The sequence below is a fragment of the Brachybacterium sp. AG952 genome (genome assembly GCF_004362645.1).
GTDB classification, from domain to species: domain Bacteria; phylum Actinomycetota; class Actinomycetes; order Actinomycetales; family Dermabacteraceae; genus Brachybacterium; species Brachybacterium conglomeratum.
Map to the genome: position 1 here is coordinate 324,649 of NZ_SNXV01000001.1, position 22,053 is coordinate 346,701.

At 72.0% G+C, this 22,053-nt stretch carries 18 protein-coding genes; 15 read left to right on the forward strand and 3 right to left on the reverse strand.

From position 1 onward, the window contains the following. Window positions 1-3 precede the first annotated feature (3 nt). From DEU31_RS01515 to DEU31_RS01545, 7 genes are all read left to right on the forward strand, one after another. Window positions 4-453: a sarcosine oxidase subunit delta gene (locus DEU31_RS01515; protein WP_070499889.1), complete on the forward strand. Its 450-nt coding sequence runs from the start codon at window positions 4-6 to the stop codon at window positions 451-453. Next, a complete protein-coding gene (locus DEU31_RS01520) occupies window positions 446-3,400 on the forward strand; it encodes an FAD-dependent oxidoreductase (RefSeq protein WP_133675245.1) in 2,955 nt (984 codons plus the stop codon). The genes DEU31_RS01515 and DEU31_RS01520 overlap by 8 nt, the downstream gene beginning before the upstream one ends. Next, window positions 3,390-4,079 (forward strand): sarcosine oxidase subunit gamma family protein, encoded by a 690-nt coding sequence (locus DEU31_RS01525; RefSeq protein ID WP_010549207.1) that lies wholly within the window; start codon window positions 3,390-3,392, stop codon window positions 4,077-4,079. The genes DEU31_RS01520 and DEU31_RS01525 overlap by 11 nt, the downstream gene beginning before the upstream one ends. A gap of 163 nt (window positions 4,080-4,242) precedes the next feature. Next, window positions 4,243-4,731: an SRPBCC family protein gene (locus tag DEU31_RS01530; protein WP_010549208.1), complete on the forward strand. Its 489-nt coding sequence runs from the start codon at window positions 4,243-4,245 to the stop codon at window positions 4,729-4,731. Between the two features lie 157 nt (window positions 4,732-4,888). Then, a complete protein-coding gene (locus tag DEU31_RS01535; RefSeq protein WP_133675247.1) occupies window positions 4,889-5,416 on the forward strand; it encodes a polyketide cyclase in 528 nt (175 codons plus the stop codon). A gap of 180 nt (window positions 5,417-5,596) precedes the next feature. Continuing rightward, complete coding sequence (fdhD, locus tag DEU31_RS01540; protein ID WP_126988352.1) at window positions 5,597-6,469, forward strand: formate dehydrogenase accessory sulfurtransferase FdhD; 873 nt, start codon at window positions 5,597-5,599, stop codon at window positions 6,467-6,469. 46 nt (window positions 6,470-6,515) lie between these two features. Beyond that, window positions 6,516-6,974 carry an ASCH domain-containing protein gene (locus tag DEU31_RS01545; RefSeq protein ID WP_010549211.1) on the forward strand — a complete coding sequence of 153 codons (459 nt, stop codon included), beginning with the start codon at window positions 6,516-6,518 and terminating at the stop codon, window positions 6,972-6,974. Between the two features lie 251 nt (window positions 6,975-7,225). On the opposite strand, the gene DEU31_RS01550 is transcribed toward DEU31_RS01545, so the two are convergent. Next, window positions 7,226-8,185, reverse strand: coding sequence for a sugar-binding domain-containing protein (locus DEU31_RS01550; RefSeq protein WP_010549212.1), 960 nt, complete (start codon window positions 8,183-8,185; stop codon window positions 7,226-7,228). Between the two features lie 146 nt (window positions 8,186-8,331). On the opposite strand from DEU31_RS01550, the gene DEU31_RS01555 reads away from it, so the two are divergent. The 4 genes from DEU31_RS01555 to putP all read left to right on the forward strand — a co-directional run bounded on the left by DEU31_RS01555 (window position 8,332) and on the right by putP (window position 14,489). Continuing rightward, on the forward strand, window positions 8,332-10,074 hold the full coding sequence (locus tag DEU31_RS01555) for a glycerol-3-phosphate dehydrogenase/oxidase (RefSeq protein WP_133675249.1): 1,743 nt from the start codon (window positions 8,332-8,334) through the stop codon (window positions 10,072-10,074). Between the two features lie 153 nt (window positions 10,075-10,227). Then, window positions 10,228-10,944: an MIP/aquaporin family protein gene (locus DEU31_RS01560; RefSeq protein ID WP_133675251.1), complete on the forward strand. Its 717-nt coding sequence runs from the start codon at window positions 10,228-10,230 to the stop codon at window positions 10,942-10,944. Window positions 10,945-11,043: 99 nt separating this feature from the next. After that, a complete protein-coding gene (gene glpK, locus DEU31_RS01565) occupies window positions 11,044-12,588 on the forward strand; it encodes a glycerol kinase GlpK (RefSeq protein ID WP_133675253.1) in 1,545 nt (514 codons plus the stop codon). 338 nt (window positions 12,589-12,926) lie between these two features. Then, window positions 12,927-14,489, forward strand: coding sequence for a sodium/proline symporter PutP (putP, locus tag DEU31_RS01570; RefSeq protein WP_133675255.1), 1,563 nt, complete (start codon window positions 12,927-12,929; stop codon window positions 14,487-14,489). A gap of 126 nt (window positions 14,490-14,615) precedes the next feature. Here the strand turns inward: putP and DEU31_RS01575 are convergent, their stop codons facing one another. Both DEU31_RS01575 and DEU31_RS01580 read right to left on the reverse strand, forming a co-directional pair. Then, on the reverse strand, window positions 14,616-15,491 hold the full coding sequence (locus DEU31_RS01575) for an SMP-30/gluconolactonase/LRE family protein (RefSeq protein WP_133675257.1): 876 nt from the start codon (window positions 15,489-15,491) through the stop codon (window positions 14,616-14,618). A gap of 102 nt (window positions 15,492-15,593) precedes the next feature. Continuing rightward, entirely contained in the window at window positions 15,594-17,117 is a 1,524-nt protein-coding gene (locus tag DEU31_RS01580) for an FGGY-family carbohydrate kinase (RefSeq protein WP_133675259.1), read from the reverse strand. A 291-nt stretch (window positions 17,118-17,408) separates the two neighbouring features. Between DEU31_RS01580 and DEU31_RS01585 the strand changes: the two genes are divergently transcribed. The 4 genes from DEU31_RS01585 (at window position 17,409) to DEU31_RS01600 (ending at window position 22,007) form a co-directional block, all read left to right on the forward strand. Then, window positions 17,409-18,356, forward strand: coding sequence for a sugar-binding domain-containing protein (locus DEU31_RS01585; RefSeq protein ID WP_133675261.1), 948 nt, complete (start codon window positions 17,409-17,411; stop codon window positions 18,354-18,356). 174 nt (window positions 18,357-18,530) lie between these two features. Next, entirely contained in the window at window positions 18,531-19,619 is a 1,089-nt protein-coding gene (locus DEU31_RS01590) for a zinc-binding dehydrogenase (RefSeq protein ID WP_133675263.1), read from the forward strand. A 104-nt stretch (window positions 19,620-19,723) separates the two neighbouring features. After that, window positions 19,724-21,079 (forward strand): RbtT/DalT/CsbX family MFS transporter, encoded by a 1,356-nt coding sequence (locus DEU31_RS01595; protein ID WP_133675265.1) that lies wholly within the window; start codon window positions 19,724-19,726, stop codon window positions 21,077-21,079. 142 nt (window positions 21,080-21,221) lie between these two features. After that, entirely contained in the window at window positions 21,222-22,007 is a 786-nt protein-coding gene (locus DEU31_RS01600; protein WP_133675267.1) for an SDR family oxidoreductase, read from the forward strand. The last annotated feature ends 46 nt before the right edge of the window (window positions 22,008-22,053 follow it).

Genomic DNA, 22,053 nt, shown 5'->3' on the forward strand with positions numbered 1-22,053 from the left:
ACCATGCTCCTCATCGACTGCCCCCACTGCGGACCCCGCAACGAGGTCGAGTTCCACTACGGCGGCGAGGCCCACGTGCCCTACCCCGAGGACCCCTCGGCCCTCGACGACCGCGAGTGGTCCCGCTACCTCTTCTACCGCGCCAACACCAAGGGCATCCTCGCCGAGCGCTGGCAGCACTCGGCCGGCTGCCGCAAGTGGTTCAACGCCCTGCGCGACACCCGCACCTACCGCTTCGAGCGCATCTACCCGATGGGCTCCCCGCGCCCCGACCTGCCCGGCCCCGAGAAGGTCCCGGCCGACGCCGCCGAGCCGGACCGCTTCGCCTCGATGACCACCACCGAGGGACGCACCGACGGCTCCCTCGCCGATCCCTCCGCCGCCGGCAGCGCCGCCGACGGCTCCACCCCTGCCCCCGAGGCTCGCACCGGGAACGAGGACGACCATGCCTGAGAACCAGACCCCCCGCCGCGGCCCCGCCCACGGGGTCGACCCCGCGCGGCCCCTGACCCTCACGGTCGAGGGCGAGACGCTGCCCGCGCTCGCCGGCGACACCGTCGCCAGCGCCCTGCTGGCCGCCGGTCGCCTGGCCGTGGCCCCCTCGATCTACCTCGCCCGTCCCCGCGGCCTCATGGCCGCCGGCCTCGAGGAGACCAACGCCCTGATCACGGTCCACGACCGACGGGAGGACGGGGTCGACGAGTCGATGCTCCCGGCCACCGCGGTCGAGGCCGTCGACGGGCTCGAGGCGAGCCTGCTCAGCGGGCTCGGGACGCTCGACCCGCGCGAGGACCGCGCCTACTACGACCACAAGCACGTCCACACCGACGTGCTCGTCGTCGGCGCCGGCCCCGCCGGGCTCGCCGCCGCCCGTGAGGCGGCCCGCTCGGGCGCCCGCGTCATGCTGCTGGACGAGCAGCCCCTCGCCGGCGGCTCGCTGCTGTCCTCTCGGGGCCTGCGGATCGACGACCAGGACGCCATGGACTGGGTCGACGCGACCGTCGCCGAGCTGCGCCGCACCGAGGACGTCACCGTGCTCGAGCGCACGAACGTCTTCGGCAGCTACGACTCGAACTACATCACCGCCCTGCAGAAGCGCACCGACCACCTCGGACTCCCCGCGGAGGGCGCGGACGGCGGCCGCCCCGGCGTCTCCCGCCAGCGCGTCTGGCACATCCGCGCCAAGCAGGTCGTGCTCGCCCCCGGCGCGATGGACCGCCCCGTCGTGTTCGCGCACAACGACCGCCCGGGCGTCATGCTCGCCGCGGCCGTGCAGACCTACCTCAACCGCTTCGGCGTCGCCGCGGGCGAGGACGTCGCGGTGCTGACCACGAACGACTCCGCCTGGGAGCTCGTCGCGGATCTGCACGACGCGGGCGTGCGCCTGCCCCTCGTGCTCGACTCCCGGCCCGAGCCCAGCGCCCGCGCCGCGGCCGTCCTCGAGGCGACCGGCGTCGACGCCCGCTTCGGCTGGTCCGTCGTGGACACCGTCGGCGGCGGCGACGGGGACCGCCTCACCGCGGTGCAGATCGCGCCGCTGGGCGCCGACGGCGAGATCGCCGGTGAGGTCGAGACCGTCGCCGCGGACCTCCTCGCCGTCTCCGGCGGGCTCTCCCCGCTCGTGCACCTGCACTCCCAGCGCCAGGGTCGGATCCAGTACGACGAGGCGCTGACCTCGTTCGTCGCCGTCCCCTCGGTCGAGGACCAGCACCTGGCCGGCTCCGTGCTCGGCACCGCCGACCTCGCCGGCGCTCTCTCCCAGGGCGCTGAGGCCGGTGCCGCCGCCGCGACCGCCGCCGGACACCCGGTCTCGGCGAAGGCTCCGCAGGCCGAGGCGTCGGCCCCCGTGGCACCGGCCCGGCCGCTGTGGCTCGTGCCCAGCCCGGACAGCGGTCCCGTCTCCGCGGCGACCGAGGACCCCGAGCGCTGGCGCGAGCACTTCGTGGACCTGCAGCGCGACCAGACCGTGCGCGACGTGCTGCGCGCGCTGGGCGCGGGCATGCGCGCCGTCGAGCACGTCAAGCGCTATACCTCGATCAGCACCGGCGCCGACCAGGGCAAGACCTCCGGCGTCGCCGCGATCGGCGTGATGAGCGTGCTGCTGGGGGAGGAGGACCTCGGCGGGATCGGCACCACCACCTACCGGGCGCCCTACGCCCCGGTGAGCTTCGCCGCCCTCGCCGGACGCCGCCGCGGGCAGATGTTCGACCCCGCCCGCATCACCTCCATCCACCAGTGGCATCTCGAGCACGGCGCCGTCTGGGAGGACGTGGGCCAGTGGAAGCGCCCGCGGTACTTCCCGCAGGGCGAGGAGGACATGGACGCGGCGGTGCTGCGCGAGTGCGCCGGCGTGCGCGACTCCGTCGGCATGATGGACGGCACCACCCTGGGCAAGATCGAGATCCGCGGCGCGGATGCGGCGCGGTTCCTCAACCGCATGTACACCAACGGCTTCCTCAAGCTGCCGGTCGGCAAGGGCCGCTACGGCGTGATGTGCGGGCCCGACGGCATGATCATGGACGACGGCGTCACGCTGCGCGTGGCCGAGGACCACTTCTTCATGACCACCACGACCTCGGGCGCCGCCGCCGTGCTCGACCACCTCGAGGAGTGGCACCAGACGGAGTGGCCGGAGCTGGACGTGTCCATGACGTCGGTGACCGAGCAGTGGGCCACGATCACCGTCGCCGGTCCCCGCTCCCGCGACGTGATCGCGAAGGTCGCCCCCGACCTCGACGTCTCCCAGGAGGCGTTCGGGTTCATGGAGTTCCGCGACACGGTCCTGGCCAGCGGCATCCCGGCCCGGATCCCGCGGATCTCGTTCTCCGGCGAGCTCGCCTTCGAGATCAACGTCGAGGCCTTCTACGGGCGGACCGTGTGGGAGGCCGTGCACGAGGCCGGCCAGGAGTTCGGCATCGTCGTCTACGGCACCGAGACCATGCACGTGCTGCGCGCCGAGAAGGGCCTGATCATCGTCGGCCAGGACACCGACGGCACGATCACCCCGCAGGACGCGAACATGTCGTGGATCATCGGCGCGAAGAAGAAGGACTTCGTGGGCAAGCGGTCCCTGGACCGCCCGGACTCCGTGCGCGAGGACCGACGCCAGCTCGTCGGCCTGCTCAGCGACGACGGCAGCACGCGCCTCGAGGAGGGCGCGCAGATCGTCGACGCCGACACCCCGATCACGCCCGAGGACGGGCCCGTGCCGATGATCGGCTGGGTCTCCTCCTCGTACCTCTCGGCGGCTCTCGACCAGCCGTTCGCGCTCGCCCTGGTCGACGGCGGCCTCGGCCGCATCGGCGAGAAGGTCCGCTCCCCGCAGGGGGACCGGATCATCGACCTGACCATCACCTCTCCCGTGCTCGTCGACCCCGAAGGAGCCCGCCGTGACGGCTGACAGCACCACCCCGACCACCTCGATGGACGTCCTGGAGCCGCTGCGCGCCGCCCCCGCCCGCCATCTGACCGACCTGATGGAGGGAGCCGCCGTCACCGGGGCGCGCGCCGTGACCCTGCGCGAGCACGAGTTCGCCGTGCAGATCGGCCTGCGGGCCGTGCCCGGCGAGCAGGGCGCGTCGGCGCTCGAGTCCGTGCTGGGCGTGCCGCTGCCGACGGCGCACGGCGAGGTGACCGGCGACCTGGACGGCCTGCACGTCCTGCGCCTCTCGCCGGACGAGTTCCTCGCCGTGGACGTCTCCCGCCGACAGGAGCCCGGCGTCGAGGCGCCCTACCAGGAGGCGCTCGAGGAGGGGGTCCCCGGCCAGGCAGTGGACCTCTCCGCCAACCGCACCGTGCTGGTGCTCGAGGGCCCCGGCGCCCGCGAGGTGCTCGAGAAGAGCGTCGCGCTGGACCTGCACCCGCGCGTGTTCGGCGTCGGCCGGGCCGAGGCGACGCTGCTGAGCACCATCCCGGTGGTGCTCGTGCGCAGCGGCGAGGAGACCTGGCGGATCCTGCCCCGCGCCTCCTTCGCGGACCACATGGTGCGCTGGCTCGTCGACGGCATGACGGAGCTCGGCTCCGCCTGCCCGGAGGAGGAGTCCGCGCAGCGCTCGGTGCGCCCCGCGCAGCACGCCTGAGCTCGCCCGCGGCACGGCGCGAGGGGCCGACGGGATCCGTCCGTCGGCCCCTCGCGCCGTGCCCGGCTGCTCCCAGGGAGTCCCTGCGCCGCGGTGAGCAGGCAGTTCGACCGCCCGGTCGTCGCGGCGTGACATCGCGGAGCTTCCGCGGCAGGGTGGAGGGATGAACACAGAGCAGACCCATCTGACCGTCACCCGCACGATCGACGCCCCCTCGAAGGACATCTTCGGCGTGCTGACGCTCCCCGCGCGCCACCACGAGTTCGACGGCTCCGGCTTCGTCCGCGCCTCCGACGACACCGAGCGGATCACCGCCGCGGGCGAGAAGTTCGTGATGAACATGCACGGCGACCACATGGGCGGCGACTACCGCACCCACAACTTCGTCACCGCATACGACGAGAACAAGATGGTGGGCTGGAAGCCGGCTCCCGAGGGGGAGGACGGCAGCGCCCCCGAGGGCCCGAAGGGCTGGGAGTGGCTCTACGAGCTCACCCCGCAGGGCTCGGACGCGACCGAGGTGTCGCTGACCTACAGCTGGTCCGACGTCACCGATCCCGAGCTGCTCAAGCAGATCCGCTTCCCGATGATCCCCGAGGAGGATCTCGAGCAGTCGCTGAACCTGCTCGCCGCCGCGGTCACGAAGGACTGACCTCGCAGGACGCCCGCCCTCCTGCCGGGGCGGGCGTCCTCGTGCGCGCAGACCGCCCGCACCCGTCGGCCGGAGGAGGAGCCTCGCCCGAGCCGCCGATCTCTGGCACGCTTCGTGCAGACGGCGACGACGCCGCCCCGACCCGAGGAGCACCGCCATGGCCGACGCACAGTCCCTCCCCGCCGACGCCCCCGTCCCCGACGAGATCGTGCACAGCGTGCTGATCGACGCGAGCGCGGAGAAGGTGTTCGCGGTCGTCCGCGAACCCGGCTGGTTCATCAACGACGGCGAGCACCGCGAGCACGAGATCACCACGTCGGGCCCGGTCACGCACGTGGTCGATCCCGTCCACGGCAGCTTCCAGCTCGCGATCGAGGCGCACGAGCCGCCGAACCGCGTCGCGTTCCGCTGGCTCGGAGGCGGGCTCGGCGAGATCTCCGACGCCCCGAACAACACCGTCGAGTTCGTGATCGACCCCGCCGGCACCGCGGCCCGGAACCGTGTGCGGCTGACCGTGCGCGAGCGCGGCTTCGCGAAGCTGGGCCTGGACGAGGCGGTGCGGCGGCGCAACTACGAGGAGAACCTCCACGGCTGGCAGCTGGAGCTCGACCTCGCCAAGCGCCTAGCGGAGAACGGTCGCAACGGCACCGGTGCGCCGGAAGCCGCCGAGGACGCCCAGGAGTGACCGCCCGCAGCGCCGGAGCACCTCCGGCGCCGTGACCGGAGCGTCGGCCGCCCTCCCGTGCCCTGCCCTCGCCGGGCCGTCGGCCCGCGGCATGCCCCGTCGGGCTCTCCCCGCGCACGTCCCTCGTCGACCCCGTCCCGTGCCCGGCCGCGCCCCAGGTGAGCGGACTATCCTCGAGGGATGGGCAGGGTCACCGACAGCACGCGGATCCGCACCGTCCGGGTGCGGGACGGGAAGCTCTACGCCGGACGCAAGGGCGACCATGTCGCCGTCGAGGAGCCGCTGGACATCCGCCTGAACGGGCAGCAGCTCTCCCTCACCATGCGCACCCCCGGGAACGACGTCGAGCTGATCCACGGCTTCCTGCACGCCGAGGGTCTGATCCGTGACCGCGAGGACGTGGCCGAGGCCCGCTACTGCGACGGCGCCGTGGTCGACGCCGGCAGCGGCTTCGCCCAGAACACCTACAACGTCATGGACTTCACGACCACCCGGCCGCAGCTGCTGCCCCAGGTCGCGCGCGCCTTCACCACCACCTCCGCCTGCGGGGTGTGCGGTGCGGAGAGCATCGACGCCGTCCGGCAGAAGAGCCGCTACACGCTGCTGCAGTCCTGGGTGGCGGACCCGCACGTGATCCTCCGCGCCGCCCGCGAGCTCTCCGACCAGCAGGCCGTATTCGCCCGCACCGGCGGCGTCCATGCCGCCGCGCTCGTGGACCTCGAGGGGAACCTGCTCGTTGTCCGCGAGGACGTGGGCCGGCACAACGCGGTCGACAAGGTGATCGGCTGGGCCCTGCTCGAGGACCGCCTGCCGCTGCGGGACTGCTTCCTGCTGGTCTCCTCCCGGGCCAGCTTCGAGATCGTCCAGAAGGCCTGCATGGCCGGGATACCGCTGGTGGCCTGCGTCTCCGCCGCGAGCTCCCTCGCCGTCGAGACCGCCCGCGAGTTCGGCCAGACGCTCGTCGGCTTCACCCGCGCGCGGGAGGACGGCGACGGCCGCATGAACCTCTACACCCACCCCGAGCGCCTCGACCTCTCCGCCGCCGAGGGCTGAGAGAAAAGAGGTCCGGCATGGCCTCCGTGCCCGGTAGGGTGCGTGGGTGACCAGCGACGACGCCGCCCTTCACCAGTTCTGGGCCGAGGCCCGCACCGCCCGCCCCGAGCTGCCCGCGCAGCTGCCGGAGGCATGGGCGTTCGGCGCCACCCCCGAGCACGCCGACGGGCTCCTCCGCCTCGTGCTCGACGGGGTGAAGACGGGGACCGCCTCCTCGCTCTGCGACTACGAGGTCGACGGGGACCCGCTCCCGGAGGTCGGCGAGCTGTCCATCATCCTCGACGGCAGCGGCGCGCCCCGCGCGGTGCTGGAGACCACGGAGGTCGTGACCGTCCCCTTCGACCAGGTCACCGCCGAGCACGCCCGCTCCGAGGGGGAGGGCGACCGGACCCTCGCGGCCTGGCGGCAGATCCACGAGCGCTTCTGGACCGAGCACTCGCACGGCGGCTTCGCCCCGGACATGCCCGTCGTCTGCGAGCGCTTCCGCCTGATCCACCCCCGCTGACCGCATGATCACTCGGGTGACTGCCTGATCCCCGGCGGCGGCCGCTCGTCCCGCCGTCCGGCAGCCCTTCCCGACCGCGTCGCCCCGCCCGGGCGCCGACCGGTCGCGATCGAGACGTGGATCTGTCTCGTTATTCGCCGCCATACCGACACATAGCCACGTCTCGGCATCGCGAGGATGGGGGCCGGCGGACGGCGTCGTGGGGCTGGGGCAGGGCAGAGGTGCTGCCGTGCAGAGCAGGGCGGGTCGCCTCAGCGCAGGGCGAGCAGCGCCGTGGCGGTGACCGCGTCGATGACCAGGTCCGTCGCGACCCCGGCCCGCAGCGCCGCCCGCAGCGGCAGCGCCTTGCGAGAGCCGGAGGCGACCAGGAGGCGGCGCGGGATCCGGGCCAGGCGGTCCGGGGCGGTGCCCGAGCCGCGCGCGTTCATGGCGATGTCGCGGAAGGTGCCGTCGGCCCGCAGGAACACGGTGCACACATCGCCCACCGCGCCGTCGGCCCGCAGCGAGCGCAGGTCGGCGGCCGTGAGGTAGTTGTGGGTGTAGACGTGGCTGGGGACCTCCGCGTCGAAGGCGCCGACGCTGAACACTGCGACCGTGGCCTGCGTCTGCGTCTCCAGCACCCGCTGCACCGAGCGCTCGTGCCACATGGCCTCGCGCGTCGCGGCGTAGTCGAAGAAGGCCGGGACCGGGAACTGGTGCACCGTCGCGTCCCATCGCTCCGCCGCCCGGGCTAGCACGGTGGCGATATAGGTCAGGCCCGAGCCCTCGACGTTGATCGCGCCGTTGAGCTGCACGATCCGCATCCCGGGAACGGGGCGTGGTCGGACCGTGCTCAGCAGCGCCGCGACCGTCGTGCCCCAGGCGACCCCGAGCGTGGAACCGGGCTCGAGCATCTGATCGAGCAGCTCCGCGGCTTCCTCGACCACGGCGGCGAGGCGGTCGCGCTGATCACCCTCGGGCGGATCCGGCACCACGTGCACCCTCACCCCGTATTGACGGGCGATGCGTCGTCCGAGGTCCTCCACGCGATGCGCCTCGGGCGGGCGCAGGGTGATCTGGACCAGACCTGCCTCACGCGCGTCCCGCAGCATCCGTGACACCGTCGAGCGGGACACCCCGAGCTCCCCGGCGATCGCCTCCATGGTCTGGCTCTGCCCGTAGTACATCCGTGCAGCGGTGAAGAGGTCCTCGAGCCGGGAAGCGGGGGTCATGGACACCAGTCTTGCACGTTCGTGCACCAGGCTTGCGCGATGCTGCACGCCCGTCCCAGGATGGCCGCGTCACCGCCGCGGAGAGCGCGACGGGCCCGGCCGCGAGCGCCGGGATCACCAGGTGCCGATGCGAAGGAGCAGCCAGCGTGTCCGAACAGCAGCGATCCGCACTCACCCCCGAGGGCCGCGGCGAGCACCTCGCCCGCCTGCGCGCCACGACCCCCGAGAACCCGCTGGACGTCCTCGTCGTCGGCGGCGGGGTGAACGGGGCGGGCGCCGCCTTCGACGCCGCGACCCGCGGCCTGTCCGTCGGCCTCGTGGAGTCCCACGACTGGGCCTCCGGCACCTCCTCCCGCTCCTCCAAGCTCATGCACGGCGGCCTGCGCTACCTGCAGATGCTCGACTTCAAGCTGGTCGCCGAGGCGCTGCGCGAGCGGGACCTGCTGCTCGAGCACACCGCCCCGCACCTGGTGAAGCCGATCAAGTTCGTCTTCCCCTTCTTCAAGAAGGTCATCGACCGCGGCTTCATCGGCTCAGGCGTCATGCTCTACGACGCGATGCAGTCCCTGGGCCGCAAGCGCGCCGTCCCCTTCCACCGCCATCTCCTGCACGACAAGATGCTCGAGGTGTTCCCGGCGCTCGACGGCGACAAGGCCGTCGGCGCGCTCGAGTACTACGACGCGCAGATGGACGACGCCCGCTTCGTGATGATGCTGGTGCGCTCCGCCGCCCAGCTCGACGCGTCGGTCGCGAACTACACCACCGTCGTCGATTACCTCCACGAGGGCGAGCGCGTGGTCGGCGCCCGGGTGCGCGACGAGGAGAGCGGCGAGGAGTTCGACGTCCGCGCCCGACAGGTCATCCTCGCCGGCGGCGTCTGGACCCAGGACCAGCAGGAGCTCGCCGGGGCCGACGCCGGCCTCGAGGTCCTCGCCTCCAAGGGCATCCACGTCACCGTCGCCCGCGACCGGATCCCCGCCGTCCCCGACACCGGCATCATCACCCAGACCGAGAAGTCGGTGCTGTTCATCATCCCGTGGGACGAGTACTGGGTCATCGGCACCACCGACACCCCCTGGACCGAGGACCCCCGCGACGTGGGCGCGACCTCGGACGACATCGACTACGTGCTCGAGCACGCCAACGCCGTGCTCGCCGACGACCTCACCCGCGAGGACGTCATCGGCGTGTACTCGGGCCTGCGCCCCCTGCTGCAGCCGGTGAAGAAGGGCTCGGACAAGGGCTCGACCAAGGTCTCCCGCGAGCACACCGTCATGCAGGTCGAGCCCGGCCTCTCCGCGATCGCGGGCGGCAAGTTCACCACCTACCGCGTCATGGCCGAGGACGTCGTCGACTTCGCGATCAAGGACACCGAGCCCGGCCGCCCCTCGCTGACCCGCTCCGTCCCCGTCATCGGCGCGCAGGGCTACGCGGCCCTGGTGCGTGACAAGGCGGAGATCGGCCGACGGCACGGCTTCGACGAGATCCGCACGGACCGGCTCCTGTTCCGCTACGGCAGCCTGCTGACCGACGTCCTCGCCCTGATCGACGAGGACCCCTCGCTCGCGACCCCGCTCGAGCATGCCCCCCGCTACCTGCGCGCCGAGGTGGTCTATGCCGCCCGCGCCGAGGGGGCCCGGCACCTCGCCGACGTGCTCGAGCGCCGCACCCGTCTGGACTACGAGACCCGCGACCGCGGTGTCGCGGCGGCCGACGAGGTCGCCGCGCTGCTCGCGCCGGAGCTCGGCTGGGACGAGACGGCCGTGCGCGCCGAGGTCGACGCCTATCGCGGGTACATCGAGGCCCGTCTCGCCGGGGAGGCCACCGTCTCCGATGCCGAGGCCGCCTCCCGCATCGCGGCCGCCGCGGAGGTGCCCACCCGCGGCTGACCCAGAACCCCTCCCCGGTCGTGATCCGGCCGGGGAGGCTCTCCGCGGGCGACTCCGCCCGCGGACCATCGGCGGGCAGGACCCGCCCCTCTCCCCACCAACTGGATGCCACCGGTCCCGCAGAGCTGCGGGACCGCTCGACGAGGAGGCCCCATGGCAACCATCTTCCTGTACGAGATCGCCGGCACGGCGATGCTCACCCTGCTCGGCGGCGGCGTCGTCGCCAACGCGATCCTCGGCAAGACCAAGGGCAACGGCGGCGGCTGGCTGATGATCAACTTCGGCTGGGGCCTCGCGGTCTTCGCCGGCGTGTACGTCGCCTACAAGACCGGCGCCCACCTGAACCCCGCGGTGACCCTCGGCCTGGCCGCGAGCGGCGGCGACTACGCCGAAGGGATCCCCGTGACCTTCGGGAACACCATCGCCTACCTGCTGGCGGAGCTGATCGGCGCCTTCCTCGGCGCCGTCCTGGCCTGGATGGCCTACAAGACCCACTACGACCAGGAGACCGACCCCGGCACGATCCTCGGCACCTTCTCCACCGGTCCGGAGATCCGCTCCTACGGCTGGAACTTCGTCACCGAGGTCATCGCGACCTTCGTGCTGGTGTTCGTGATCATCATGTTCGGCAGCACGCCGAGCGGACTCGGCCCCCTCGCGGTCGCGCTGCTGGTCGTCTCGATCGGCGCGTCCCTCGGCGGGCCCACCGGCTACGCGATCAACCCCGCCCGTGACCTCGGCCCCCGCCTCGCCCACGCGATCCTCCCGATCCCGCACAAGGGCAGCAGCGACTGGGGCTACTCCTGGGTCCCGATCGCCGGCCCGATCGTCGGCGGTGTCCTCGCCGGCCTGGCGAGCTTCGCCTTCTGACCCGGCCCGCACCCCTCCACAGCCGGGCGGTTCCCGTGCGCCGCGCGGGGCCGTCCGGCACCATGACCACCACCTGTTCATCACCACGAAGGAGTTCCGATGACCGACTCGACGAAGTACATCCTCTCGATCGACCAGGGCACCACCTCGACCCGCGCGATCGTCTTCGACCACGCCGGCCAGATCGTCTCGACCGGCCAGCAGGAGCACGAGCAGATCTTCCCCAAGTCCGGCTGGGTCGAGCACGACCCGATGGAGATCTGGCGCAACACCCGCTCCGTCGTCGGCTCCGCGCTGACCGGCGCGGAGATCAACCGCCACCAGCTCGCCGCCGTCGGCATCACCAACCAGCGCGAGACCGCGGTGGTGTGGGACAGGAACACCGGCGAGCCCGTCTACAACGCGATCGTCTGGCAGGACACCCGCACCCAGAAGATCTGCGACCGCCTCGCCGGCGACGAGGGCGCCGACAAGTACAAGGAGCGCGTGGGCCTGCCGCTGGCGACCTACTTCTCCGGCCCCAAGATCGCCTGGATCCTCGAGAACGTCGACGGCGCGCGCGAGCGGGCCGAGGCCGGCGACCTGCTGTTCGGCAACACCGACTCCTGGCTGGTGTGGAACCTGACCGGCGGCGTCAACGGCGGCGTGCACGTCACCGACGTCACCAACGCCTCGCGCACCATGCTCATGAACATCGACACCCTCGACTGGAACGAGGACATCGCGAAGGACATGGGAATCCCGATGTCGATGCTCCCGGAGATCAAGTCCTCCTCCGAGGTGTACGGGTACGGCCGCAAGAACGACCTCCTCATCGACACCCCGATCGCCGGCATCCTCGGCGACCAGCAGGCCGCGACCTTCGGCCAGGCCTGCTTCGAGATCGGCATGGGCAAGAACACCTACGGCACCGGCAACTTCATGCTGGTCAACACCGGTGAGGACCTGGTCCGCAGCGAGAACGGGCTGCTCACCACCGTCGCCTACAAGATCGGCGACAACAAGCCCGTCTACGCCCTCGAGGGCTCGGTCGCGGTGACCGGCTCGCTCGTGCAGTGGATCCGCGACAACCTCGGCCTGATCAAGGACGCCCCGGAGGTCGAGGAGCTCGCCAAGAAGGTCGACGACAACGGCGGCCTGTTCGTGGTCCCGGCGTTCTCGGGCCTGTTCGCCCCGCACTGGCGCTCCGACGCCCGCGGCGTGATGGTCGGCATGACCCGCTTCCACAACAAGAACCACATCGCCCGCGCGGTCCTGGAGGCCACGGCCTTCCAGTCCCGCGAGGTGCTCGACGCGGCGATCGCGGATGCCGCCTCCGAGGGCGTGGAGCTCACCGAGCTCAAGGTCGACGGCGGCATGGTCATGAACGAGACGCTCATGCAGTTCCAGGCCGACATCCTCGGCGTGCCCGTGGTGCGCCCGAAGGTCATCGAGACCACCGCGCTCGGCGCCGCCTACGCGGCCGGCATCGCGGTCGGCTACTGGGAGGGCGAGCAGGACGTCATCGACAACTGGGCCGAGGACAAGCGCTGGGAGCCCCAGATGGACGAGGAGACCCGCGACCGCTACATGCGCCTGTGGCGCAAGGCCGTCGAGCGGACCCTCGACTGGATCGACGACGACACCGAGGCGCTGTTCGGCTGATCGACGAACTGCGGGCGCGGAGCGGTCGGCGAGGGACGAGCCGCCCGCGCAGCGCCTGCGGGAGGAGATCAGCGCGGAAGTGCGGCTGATCGACGTACGGACGCCCGGCATCCCGAGGGGTGCCGGGCGTCCGCGCGTCCGCAGGGAGGTCACCGTCCGGACACGGGACGAGGTGATCGGCGTCACGTCGGCGTAGGATTCGCGGCACCTGCCCTTCCGGGCGCCGGTACGGTGGCGCGTCGTCCCCGGCCGGCCCGTCGGCCCCTGCGAGCGAGGACGCCCGCGGCGGTCGCGGTGTCGGACTGTCCGCCCTTCCCCACCAGAGATCGGAGACTTCCATGGAGCTCGCCTTCAAGCTGGTCGCCCTCGTCGTGTATTTCGGCGGCATGATCGGCATCGGTCTGTACGCCTTCCGCAAGACCGAGGGCGGCGAGGACTACATGCTCGGCGGCCGACAGTTGCACCCCTTCGTCGCGGCACTCTCCGCCGGGGCCTCCGACATGTCGGGCTGGCTGCTCATGGGCCTGCCCGGCGCGCTGTACATGAGCGGCATGGTCGAGGCGTGGATCGCGATCGGCCTGACCATCGGCGCCGGTCTGAACTGGATCTTCGTCGCCCCGCGCCTGCGCCAGTACACCCAGATCGCCGGCAACGCGATCACGGTGCCGAGCTACTTCGGCAACCGCCTCCACGACCGCACGAACATCCTGCGGATCGCAGCGGGCCTGATCATCCTGGTGTTCTTCACCTTCTACGTCTCCTCCGGCATGGTCGCCGGCGGCGTGTTCTTCCAGTCGATGTTCGGCGGCCCCTACCTGACCGGACTGCTCCTCGTGGGCGGCGTGACGATCCTGTACACCCTCTTCGGCGGCTTCCTCGGCGCGAGCTACACCGACGTGGTGCAGGGCCTGATCATGCTGGTCTCCCTGATCATCGTGCCGATCACCGCGATGTTCGTCGTCGGCGGGCCGACGGCGATGTTCGCCTCGGTGCGCGAGGTCGACCCCTCCTTCGGCTCCCTCGTCTCCGGCGGCACGTGGGTGGGGATCCTCTCCGCCGTCGCCTGGGGCCTGGGCTACTTCGGCCAGCCCCACATCATCGTGCGCTTCATGGCGCTGCGCTCCTCGCGCGACGCGAAGTACGGCACGATCGTCGGGATGAGCTGGATGATCCTGTGCGTGACCGGCGCCGTGTTCACCGCGATGGCGGGCCTGGCCTACTTCCAGCAGAACCGGGACGTGCAGATCACCGACGCGACCAACGGCGAGTCGGTGTTCCTCGACCTCGCACAGATCCTGTTCCATCCGCTGATCGCCGGCATCCTGCTGGCGGCCGTGCTCGCGGCGATCATGTCCACGATCTCCTCGCAGCTGATCGTGACCACCTCCGCGCTGGTCGAGGACATCGTCGGCGGCGTGGGCGTGAAGCTCAGCGACGGCGCCAAGCTCTGGGGCGGACGGATCGGCGTGCTCGTGGTCTCCGTCATCGCGGTGATCCTGGCCCTGGATCCCGAGAGCTCGGTGCTGGCGCTGGTCGCCTTCGCCTGGGCGGGCTTCGGTGCCGCCTTCGGGCCGATCGTGCTGCTGTCGCTGTTCTGGCGACGGCTCACCATGGCCGGGGCCGCCGTGGGCATGGTCGCGGGTGCGGTGGTCGCCTTCGTCTGGGGCCAGTCCTGGGGTGCGGAGAAGCAGCCTCTCGATGTCACCCTGGGCCTCTTCGGCGGAGAGCACCTGTACGAGATCATCCCCGGCTTCGCGATCTGCCTCGTGCTCGCGGTCGTGGTCAGCCTGATCACCCCGCAGCCGCCCGCCAAGGCGATGGAGGAGTACGACGACATGCTCGACTCCCTCGCCACCGGCGTGGCCCGCGACCGCTCGGCGGAGGCGACGACCGCGTCCTGAGCGCGGCCACCTCGGCCGGGGCCGCACGATTCTGCGCTCCTGGCGTGACCTCACCGGCCATACGGCCCCGAGGTCACGCCAGGAGCGCCTTCGTCGTCACGGCCGGACGACCGGGGAGCGTCGGGGTCAGTCGTCCGCGTCGGTGTCGTCGGGATCGCCGAAGAGGTTCTCCTCGGCGGGGCCGACGACGCCCGGACGCACCGAGAACAGCGAGCCGGCCTCCGGATCGTCCCCGTCGGCCAGGTTCTCCCGGCTGGTGGTGATGAACAGGGTCCCGCGGTCCTCGCCGCCGAAGGTGCAGGCCGTGACCTGGCGCGCCCCCACCGAGATCCGCTCGGCGACCCCGCCCCGCTCGTCCAGGCCCAGCACCTGCGAGCCGCCGAACATCGCCACCCACACCCGGCCCTCGGCGTCCAGGCACAGCCCGTCCGGGCCGCCGTCCTCGCCGGAGAGGTCCGCGAAGGGCCGGCGCTCGACGAGCCCGTCGGCGTCGGACCAGTCGAAGAGGTCGACCCGTCCGGTGGGGGTGTCGATGTAGAAGGCGCGCGTCCCGTCGGCCGTGAAGGCGAGGCCGTTGGAGATCGTGAGGTCCCCGAACTGCTGGGTGGTGGTGCCGTCGGGCATCAGGCGCCACATCGCGGCGGCGCCGGGCCGCTGGTCATAGGCCATCGACCCGCACAGGAAGGAGCCGTCCGGCGCGATCGCGCCCTCGTTCATGCGCACGTCCTCGTCCCACAGCGGTGGCAGTGCGCGGATGGACCCGTCGGCGTCCTCGAGGCCGAAGCCCTTCTCGAGGGCGAGCACCGCCCCGCCGTCGGCCGCAGGGCGCACGCAGGCCACGACCGGGCTCGGGGTGGGCAGGCGCCGAGCCGTCCCGTCGGCGCCGAGATGCAGCATGTCCCCGGCGAGCATGTCCACCCAGCGCAGGCCGCCCCAGGTCTCCGACCAGTACGGCCCCTCCGCATGGTGGCAGAGGGATTGGGTGAGTCGATCGGCATGCATGGGGCTCCCCTTCCGGGCGCTGGATGCGGTCGACCGGCGCGCGGAGGTGCCGGTGGGGCCACCGTACGGGGTGCGCGGGAACGGCGTGCGGGAGTCCCGGCCTCAGTGCTCCTGCATCGCCGCGAGCGCGTGGGTGATCTCGTAGGTCGCGGGGTAGAGGTCGCGGTAGAGCCGGTACAGCTCGTCGTACCGCTCGCGCCGCGCCGTGTCCGGGACGATCTCGTGATCGGTGGGGTTCCAGCGGGAGACGTCGGTGCCGTGGGCGAGGCGCGCGGCGAGCATCGAGCCGCCGTAGGAGGCGCCGACGACGCGCCGCGGTATCCGCTGGACCAGGCCCGTCACGTCGGAGACGATCTGCGGCCACAGGTCGCTGCGGGCCCCTCCGCCGACGGCGACGACCCGGTCCAGGCTGAGCTCGGCCGCGGTGAGGGTCTCGAGGTGGTGGCGCACCCCGAAGGCGGCGGCCTCGAGCGCGGCGCGGTAGAGGTCCCCTCGGTTGTGGGAGAGGGTCAGGCCCGCGATCACCCCACGGGCGCCGGGGTCGGCGATGGGGGAGCGCTCGCCGGCGAAGTAGGGGAGCATGACCAGCCCGTTCGCGCCGGGACCGCTTTCCTCCGCCTCCGCCAGAAGCTCGTCGAACTCCGGGGAGCCGGTCAGCTCGCGCAGCCAGCCGGTGATCGCCCCGGAGGAGGCCATGCCGCCCGAGAGCGCATAGGCGCCCGGCTCCACCCCGGAGGTGGGCCACAGGGTGCGGCTCGCGACGGGCTCCACGGTGGTCGCGACGAGGAAGGTGGTGGTGCCGTACATCAGCATCAGGTCGCCCGGGGAGGCGGCGTCGACGCTGACGGCCTCCGCCCAGGCGTCGATGGTGCCGGTGATGACGGGGGTCCCGGCGCGCAGACCGGGCACGAGCCGCGTGATCGCGCTCTGCACGGTCCCCGCCGCCTCGCCCGCCCAGCGCAGGTCCGGGAGCTCGAGGCCGGGGCCGACGCGCTCGGCCCACTCGGGATGCCACGTCTGGTGGCGCAGGCTGTACATCGGCGCGGACTGGCTGGCGCTGACGTGGTCGAGCACGTACTCGCCGGTGAGGCGGAAGGCGAGATACGAGGCCGGCATGAACAGCCGACGCGCCCGTGCGTAGACCTCCGGCTCGTGCCGGGCGACCCAGGCGACCTTCGGTCCGGCCGCCTGCGAGGTGAGCATCCCGCCGCAGTGCGCGACGATCTCCTCCCTGCCCAGCACGTTCGTGAGATGGCGGATCTCGTCGCCCGCGCGGGTGTCCACGCCGTAGAGGATCGCGGGGCGCACCGGCTCGCCGCGCTCGTCGGTGAGCAGCACGCAGGGGCCCATCCCCGAGACGCCGATCGCGGTGACCTCCGCGGTCACGTCCGCGGCGCCGTCGGCGGTGAGCTCGCGGGCGATGTCCAGGAACTCGTCCCACCAGATCTCCGCGTCCATCTCGACGTGGCCCGGTGCGGGGCGCGAGACCGAGTGCTCGCGCACGGCGGTGGCGAGGATGGTCCCGTCGAGCGCGACGAGGGTGCCCTTCGTGCTCGAGGTGCCGACGTCGACCCCCAGGACGGCGGGGACCCTCGCGCCGGCGGGCGCTCCGGCCGGACGGGGCACAGCCGCCGTCGGTGAGGCGGGCTGCTCTGCCGGCCCTGTGGGCGCTGGCGACGCTGCCGAGGAGTCCGACGGAGAGATCCGCGGAGCAGGAGTCGTCGCCCCCGTGCCTGCCGTCATCGCGCCGCCTCTCCGTGCCGTCATCGCCGCAGACCATCCTGCCACCGACGGCCCTGCCAGAGGCGCAGGACGGGCCCTGTTCCGCAGCACCGCCCGGCGTTCATTAGGATCATCGGCGCGAGCCCTGCCGCCCCGGGGCCCGGACACGGCCTTCACGGAGAGGGAGGAGCATCGATGCTCGAGACCGCGATGGACCTCCAGCTGCTCCACCGCGCCGCCTCCGCCTACTACGTCGACGGGGTGCGACAGGCGGAGGTCGCCGAGCGCCTGGGCGTCTCCCGGCCCACGGTCTCCAAGCTCCTCGCCGAGGCGCGACGGATCGGGATGGTGCGCTTCGAGGTGCTCGAGCCGCCCACTGCCGACCTGCCCGATCTCGGCGCCCGCCTGCAGGACGTGCTCGGCGTCCGCTCCGTGCGCATCGCCCCGGGCAACCAGGTCCAGCGCGACTACCGCGGCATCGGCGACCTGCTGGGGGAGGAGCTGCGCTCGCTGGACCTGCAGCGGGGCGATGTGCTGCTGATCTCCTCGGGGAAGACGACCTACGCCGTCAGCGGCATGCCCGGGCTGCCCGAGCTGCCGGGAGTGGTGATCGCCCCGACCGTCGGCGGGCAGCAGGAGACCGACCCGTCCTTCCAGACCAACGAGATCGTGCGCCGCTTCGCGGACCGCACCCGGGCCGAGCCGAGGTTCATGTTCGCCCCGGCGAGCCCCTCGGAGCAGCTCTGGGAGTCGCTGCAGGCCGACCCCAGCTTCCGCGAGATCACCGACCTGTGGGCGCGGGCCCGCGCCGTGGTGGTCGGGATCGGCGAGCCCTACCGGGGTCGCGCGGCGCTGACCTCCGTGGTGCCGCGCGACGAGACGGCGCTGCTCCCGGCCGTCGGCGACATCAACCTCCACTTCTACGACATCGCCGGGCACCCGGTGAGCTACCCCGGCTCGGAGCTGCTGGTGCGCCCGCCGCGCGCGCTGCTCACCGCGCTGCCGACCTCGATCGCGATGGCCGCGGGGGAGCGCAAGGCGCCCTCGATCCTCGCCGGCGCCCGCACCGGGCTGTACACGACGCTGCTGACCGACGAGCCGACGGCCCAGGCCGTGCTCGCGCTCGCCGTCTCGATGGGCTGACCCCGCCCGATCCGCCCCTTGACAAGCTTCTGACCTGCGACACTCCTGCGTGGAACATTTGTGCTTGACGTTTGTTCCCGGCCTGCCTAGAGTGTTCCTGGTCAGGCCCGACCCGTCGGCGCGCCCTGTGGGGCCACCAGGCCGGGCGGAACGTATCGAAGGAGATGTGTCTCTGTGAGCCAGCTGCCCGCCACCATGCAGGCCGTCGTCATGCATGCCCCCGAGGACTACCGCCTCGAGGAGCGCCCGGTCCCGACCCCCGCCGCCGATGAGCTCCTGATCCAGGTCGAGGCCGTCGGCGTCTGCGCCTCCGACCTCAAGGCCTACGCCGGCGCCGCCAAGTTCTGGGGCGACGAGAACCGCGACCGCTGGGTCGAGCCGGGCATCATCCCCGGCCACGAGATCACCGGCACCGTCGTGCAAGGCTCCGACGAGATCCTCGCCCACCACGGCGTCTCCGTCGGCGACCGCATCGTCGTCGAGCAGATCGTCCCCTGCGGCGAGTGCATGTACTGCCAGCGCGGCTGGTACTGGATGTGCGCCCCGCACGACATGTTCGGCTTCAAGCACTACCACGGCGGCATGGCCGAGTACATGATCGTGCCGAAGCTCGCCCGCGCCCACCGGATCTCCAAGGACATCGCCCCGCAGCACGCCGCCTACGCCGAGCCGCTGTCCTGCTCGATGCACGCCGTCGAGCGCGCCGAGCTGCAGTTCGACGACGTCGTCGTCATCGCCGGCGCCGGCCCCATCGGCCTCGGCGCGATCATCGGCGCGGCCCACAAGAACCCCAAGCTCGTCATCGCCCTCGACTTCGACGACGACAAGCTCGAGCTCGCGAAGAAGTGCGGCGCCGACCTCACCCTGAACCCCTCGAAGGTCGACATCTACGAGGAGATCCGCGGCCTCACCGGCGGCTACGGCGCCGACGTCTACATCGAGTGCACCGGCCACCCCAGCGCCGTCCCGCAGGGCCTGAACCTGCTGCGCAAGCTCGGCCGCTTCGTGGAGTACTCCGTGTTCAAGGAGAACGTCTCCGTGGACTGGTCGATCATCTCCGATGACAAGGAGCTCGACGTGCGCGGCGCCCACCTCGGCCCGCACACCTGGCCCGCCGCCATCAAGATCATCGAGAAGGGCGACCTGCCGCTCGACGAGATCTGCACCCACCAGTTCGGCCTCGCCGACTTCCAGAAGGCCCTCGACTCGGTCGCCGACTCCGCCGGCGCCTCCGTCAAGGTCTCCATCCTCCCCGGCCGCTGAGCACGGCCCCGCTGATCCCGGATCAGCCCTGACGGGGCGGCCGACGCCTCGATGATGTCGTCGGCCGCCCCGTGTCTCTCCCCCTCGCACACAGGAGTGCCCTTATGAGCGCCGTACCCTCGACCACCCAGGCCGGACCCGCCGTCCCGGCCGCCGGGTCGTCCCAGGAGACCTTCCTGGACCGACTCGGCATCCCCCATCCGCTGCGGTGGGGCTTCCTCGGCGTGCTCGTCTTCATGACGGGCAACGGCGTGGAGACCAACTTCGTCTCCCCGCACATGGCGAACGTCTTCGGCGGCGGCGACGAGATGATCAATGTCGCCGCCACCATCATCACCTTCTACTCCCTCGCCTCTCTGGTCGGCTCGTACCTCGCCGGCGCCCTCTCGGACCTGTGGGGCCCGCGCAGGGTGATGCTGCTCGGCCTCGTCGTCTGGCTGGTGTTCCAGGCCGCGTTCCTGGGCGCGCTGTCCACCGAGTCGATCCCGCTGGTGGCCGCGACCTACTTCTTCCGCGGCTTCGGCTTCCCGCTGTTCGCCTTCTCCTTCCTGGTCTGGGTGAACGCCGTGGTGCCCAAGGAGCGCAACGGCGCGGCAGTCGGCTGGTTCTACGTCATGTTCACCGGCGGCATGCCCACCATCGGCTCGCTCGTCGCGATCGGTCTGATCCCCGCCTTCGGCGGCGGCTTCTTCGGCGAGCGGTGGGCCATGGCCGTCTCCTCGCTGATCGTGATCGCCGGCTTCCTGATCGCCTGGCTCGGGGTGCGCGAGAAGCACGGCTCCATCCGCCTGGCCCCGGAGGGCGAGACCTCCCGCCAGGTGATCTTCTCGGGCGTGCACCTCGCGTTCACGAACAAGCGCGTGATGATGGGCTTCCTGACCCGTCTGATCAACACCGCCCCGCAGTTCGGCATGTTCATCATCCTGCCCACCGTCATCGCCGAGACCCTCGGCTGGGGGCAGAGCCGCTGGCTGCTGATGACCTCGATCGTCTTCGCCGGCAACATCCTGTTCAACGCCGCCTTCGGCGCCCTCGGCGACCGCATCGGCTGGACCACCACGGTGCGCTGGTTCGGCATCGTCGGCTCCGCGATCGGCCTGCTGCTGTGGTGGTACGTGCCGCACTGGGTGCCGGCCGGCTCCGACTGGGGCTTCGTCGTCGCCGTCATCGCGGGCACCGTCTTCGGCATCCTGCTGGCCGGCTTCGTGCCGCTCGGCGCGATCATGCCGGCGCTCGCCCCCGACCACAAGGGCGCCGCGATGGCGATGTACACGACCGCCGCGGGCGGTGCGACCTTCCTCGGCTCGGCCGTGGTCGCCGTCGTCCGCCCCTGGGGAGGGGACGTCGGCGTGGTCTGGGCGTTCGTGGGCCTGTATGCCCTCGCCTTCCTGATGACCTTCGCGCTGAAGGTCGACCAGCCCCGCGTCGGCAAGAAGGAAATCGCCGCCGCCGAGGCCTGATCCGCGCCCCGGGGGCCGACGGGATGACCGTCGGCCCCCGGGCCCCGTCCGCCCCGACCGATCCGCCCGCTCGTCCGTCGCGCCCCGCCCCGCGCGCAGCGCCCGCCGGCCCCGTCCGCCCACTGCTTCGAAGGAGTCCTTCATGACCTCCGCCATCAGCCCCATGTTCGACCTCACCGGGCGCACCGCCCTCGTCACCGGCGGCGCGAAGGGCCTCGGCCTCGCGATGGCCCGCGGCCTCGCCCAGCACGGCGCCCCGATCGTGCTCGCCGACATCGACGACGCGACCGGCGAGCAGGCCGCGAAGGACCTCGCCGCCGAGACCGGGGTGGAGGTCTCCTACCGCCACCTCGACGTCACCGACCAGGCGATGGTCGAGAAGGTCGTCGCCGAGATCGACCAGGAGGTCGGCGGGATCGAGATCCTGCTGAACAACGCCGGGCGCACCATCCACCACCCGGTCGAGGACGGGGACGGCGAGAAGTGGCGGGCCGTGATGTCCCTGAACCTCGACGGCGTCTACCACGTGCTCTCGGCCGTCGGCCGGGCCATGCTCGAGCGGGGCCGCGGCAGCATCATCAACACCGGCTCCATGAGCGGCATCATCGCCAACGTGCCCCAGACCCAGGCCTCCTACAACGCCTCCAAGGCCGCGGTCCACAACCTCACCCGCTCCGCCGCGCTCGAGTGGGCCTCCCGCGGCGTGCGCGTGAACGCGATCGCGCCCGGCTACATGCGCACCGAGCTGACCCGCGGCTTCTACGAGGAGGGCGGCGAGCAGATCGACATCTGGAACGCGATGACCCCGATGTCCCGCCCGGGCGAGCCGGAGGAGCTCGCCGGCGCCGCCGTGTACCTCGCTTCCGACGCCGCGAGCTTCGTGACAGGCTCGATCCTGTCGATCGACGGCGGCTACACCGCCGCCTGAGCCTCGGCGGCCGACGGGCCACCCCGTCGGCCGCCGAGCCCGTCGG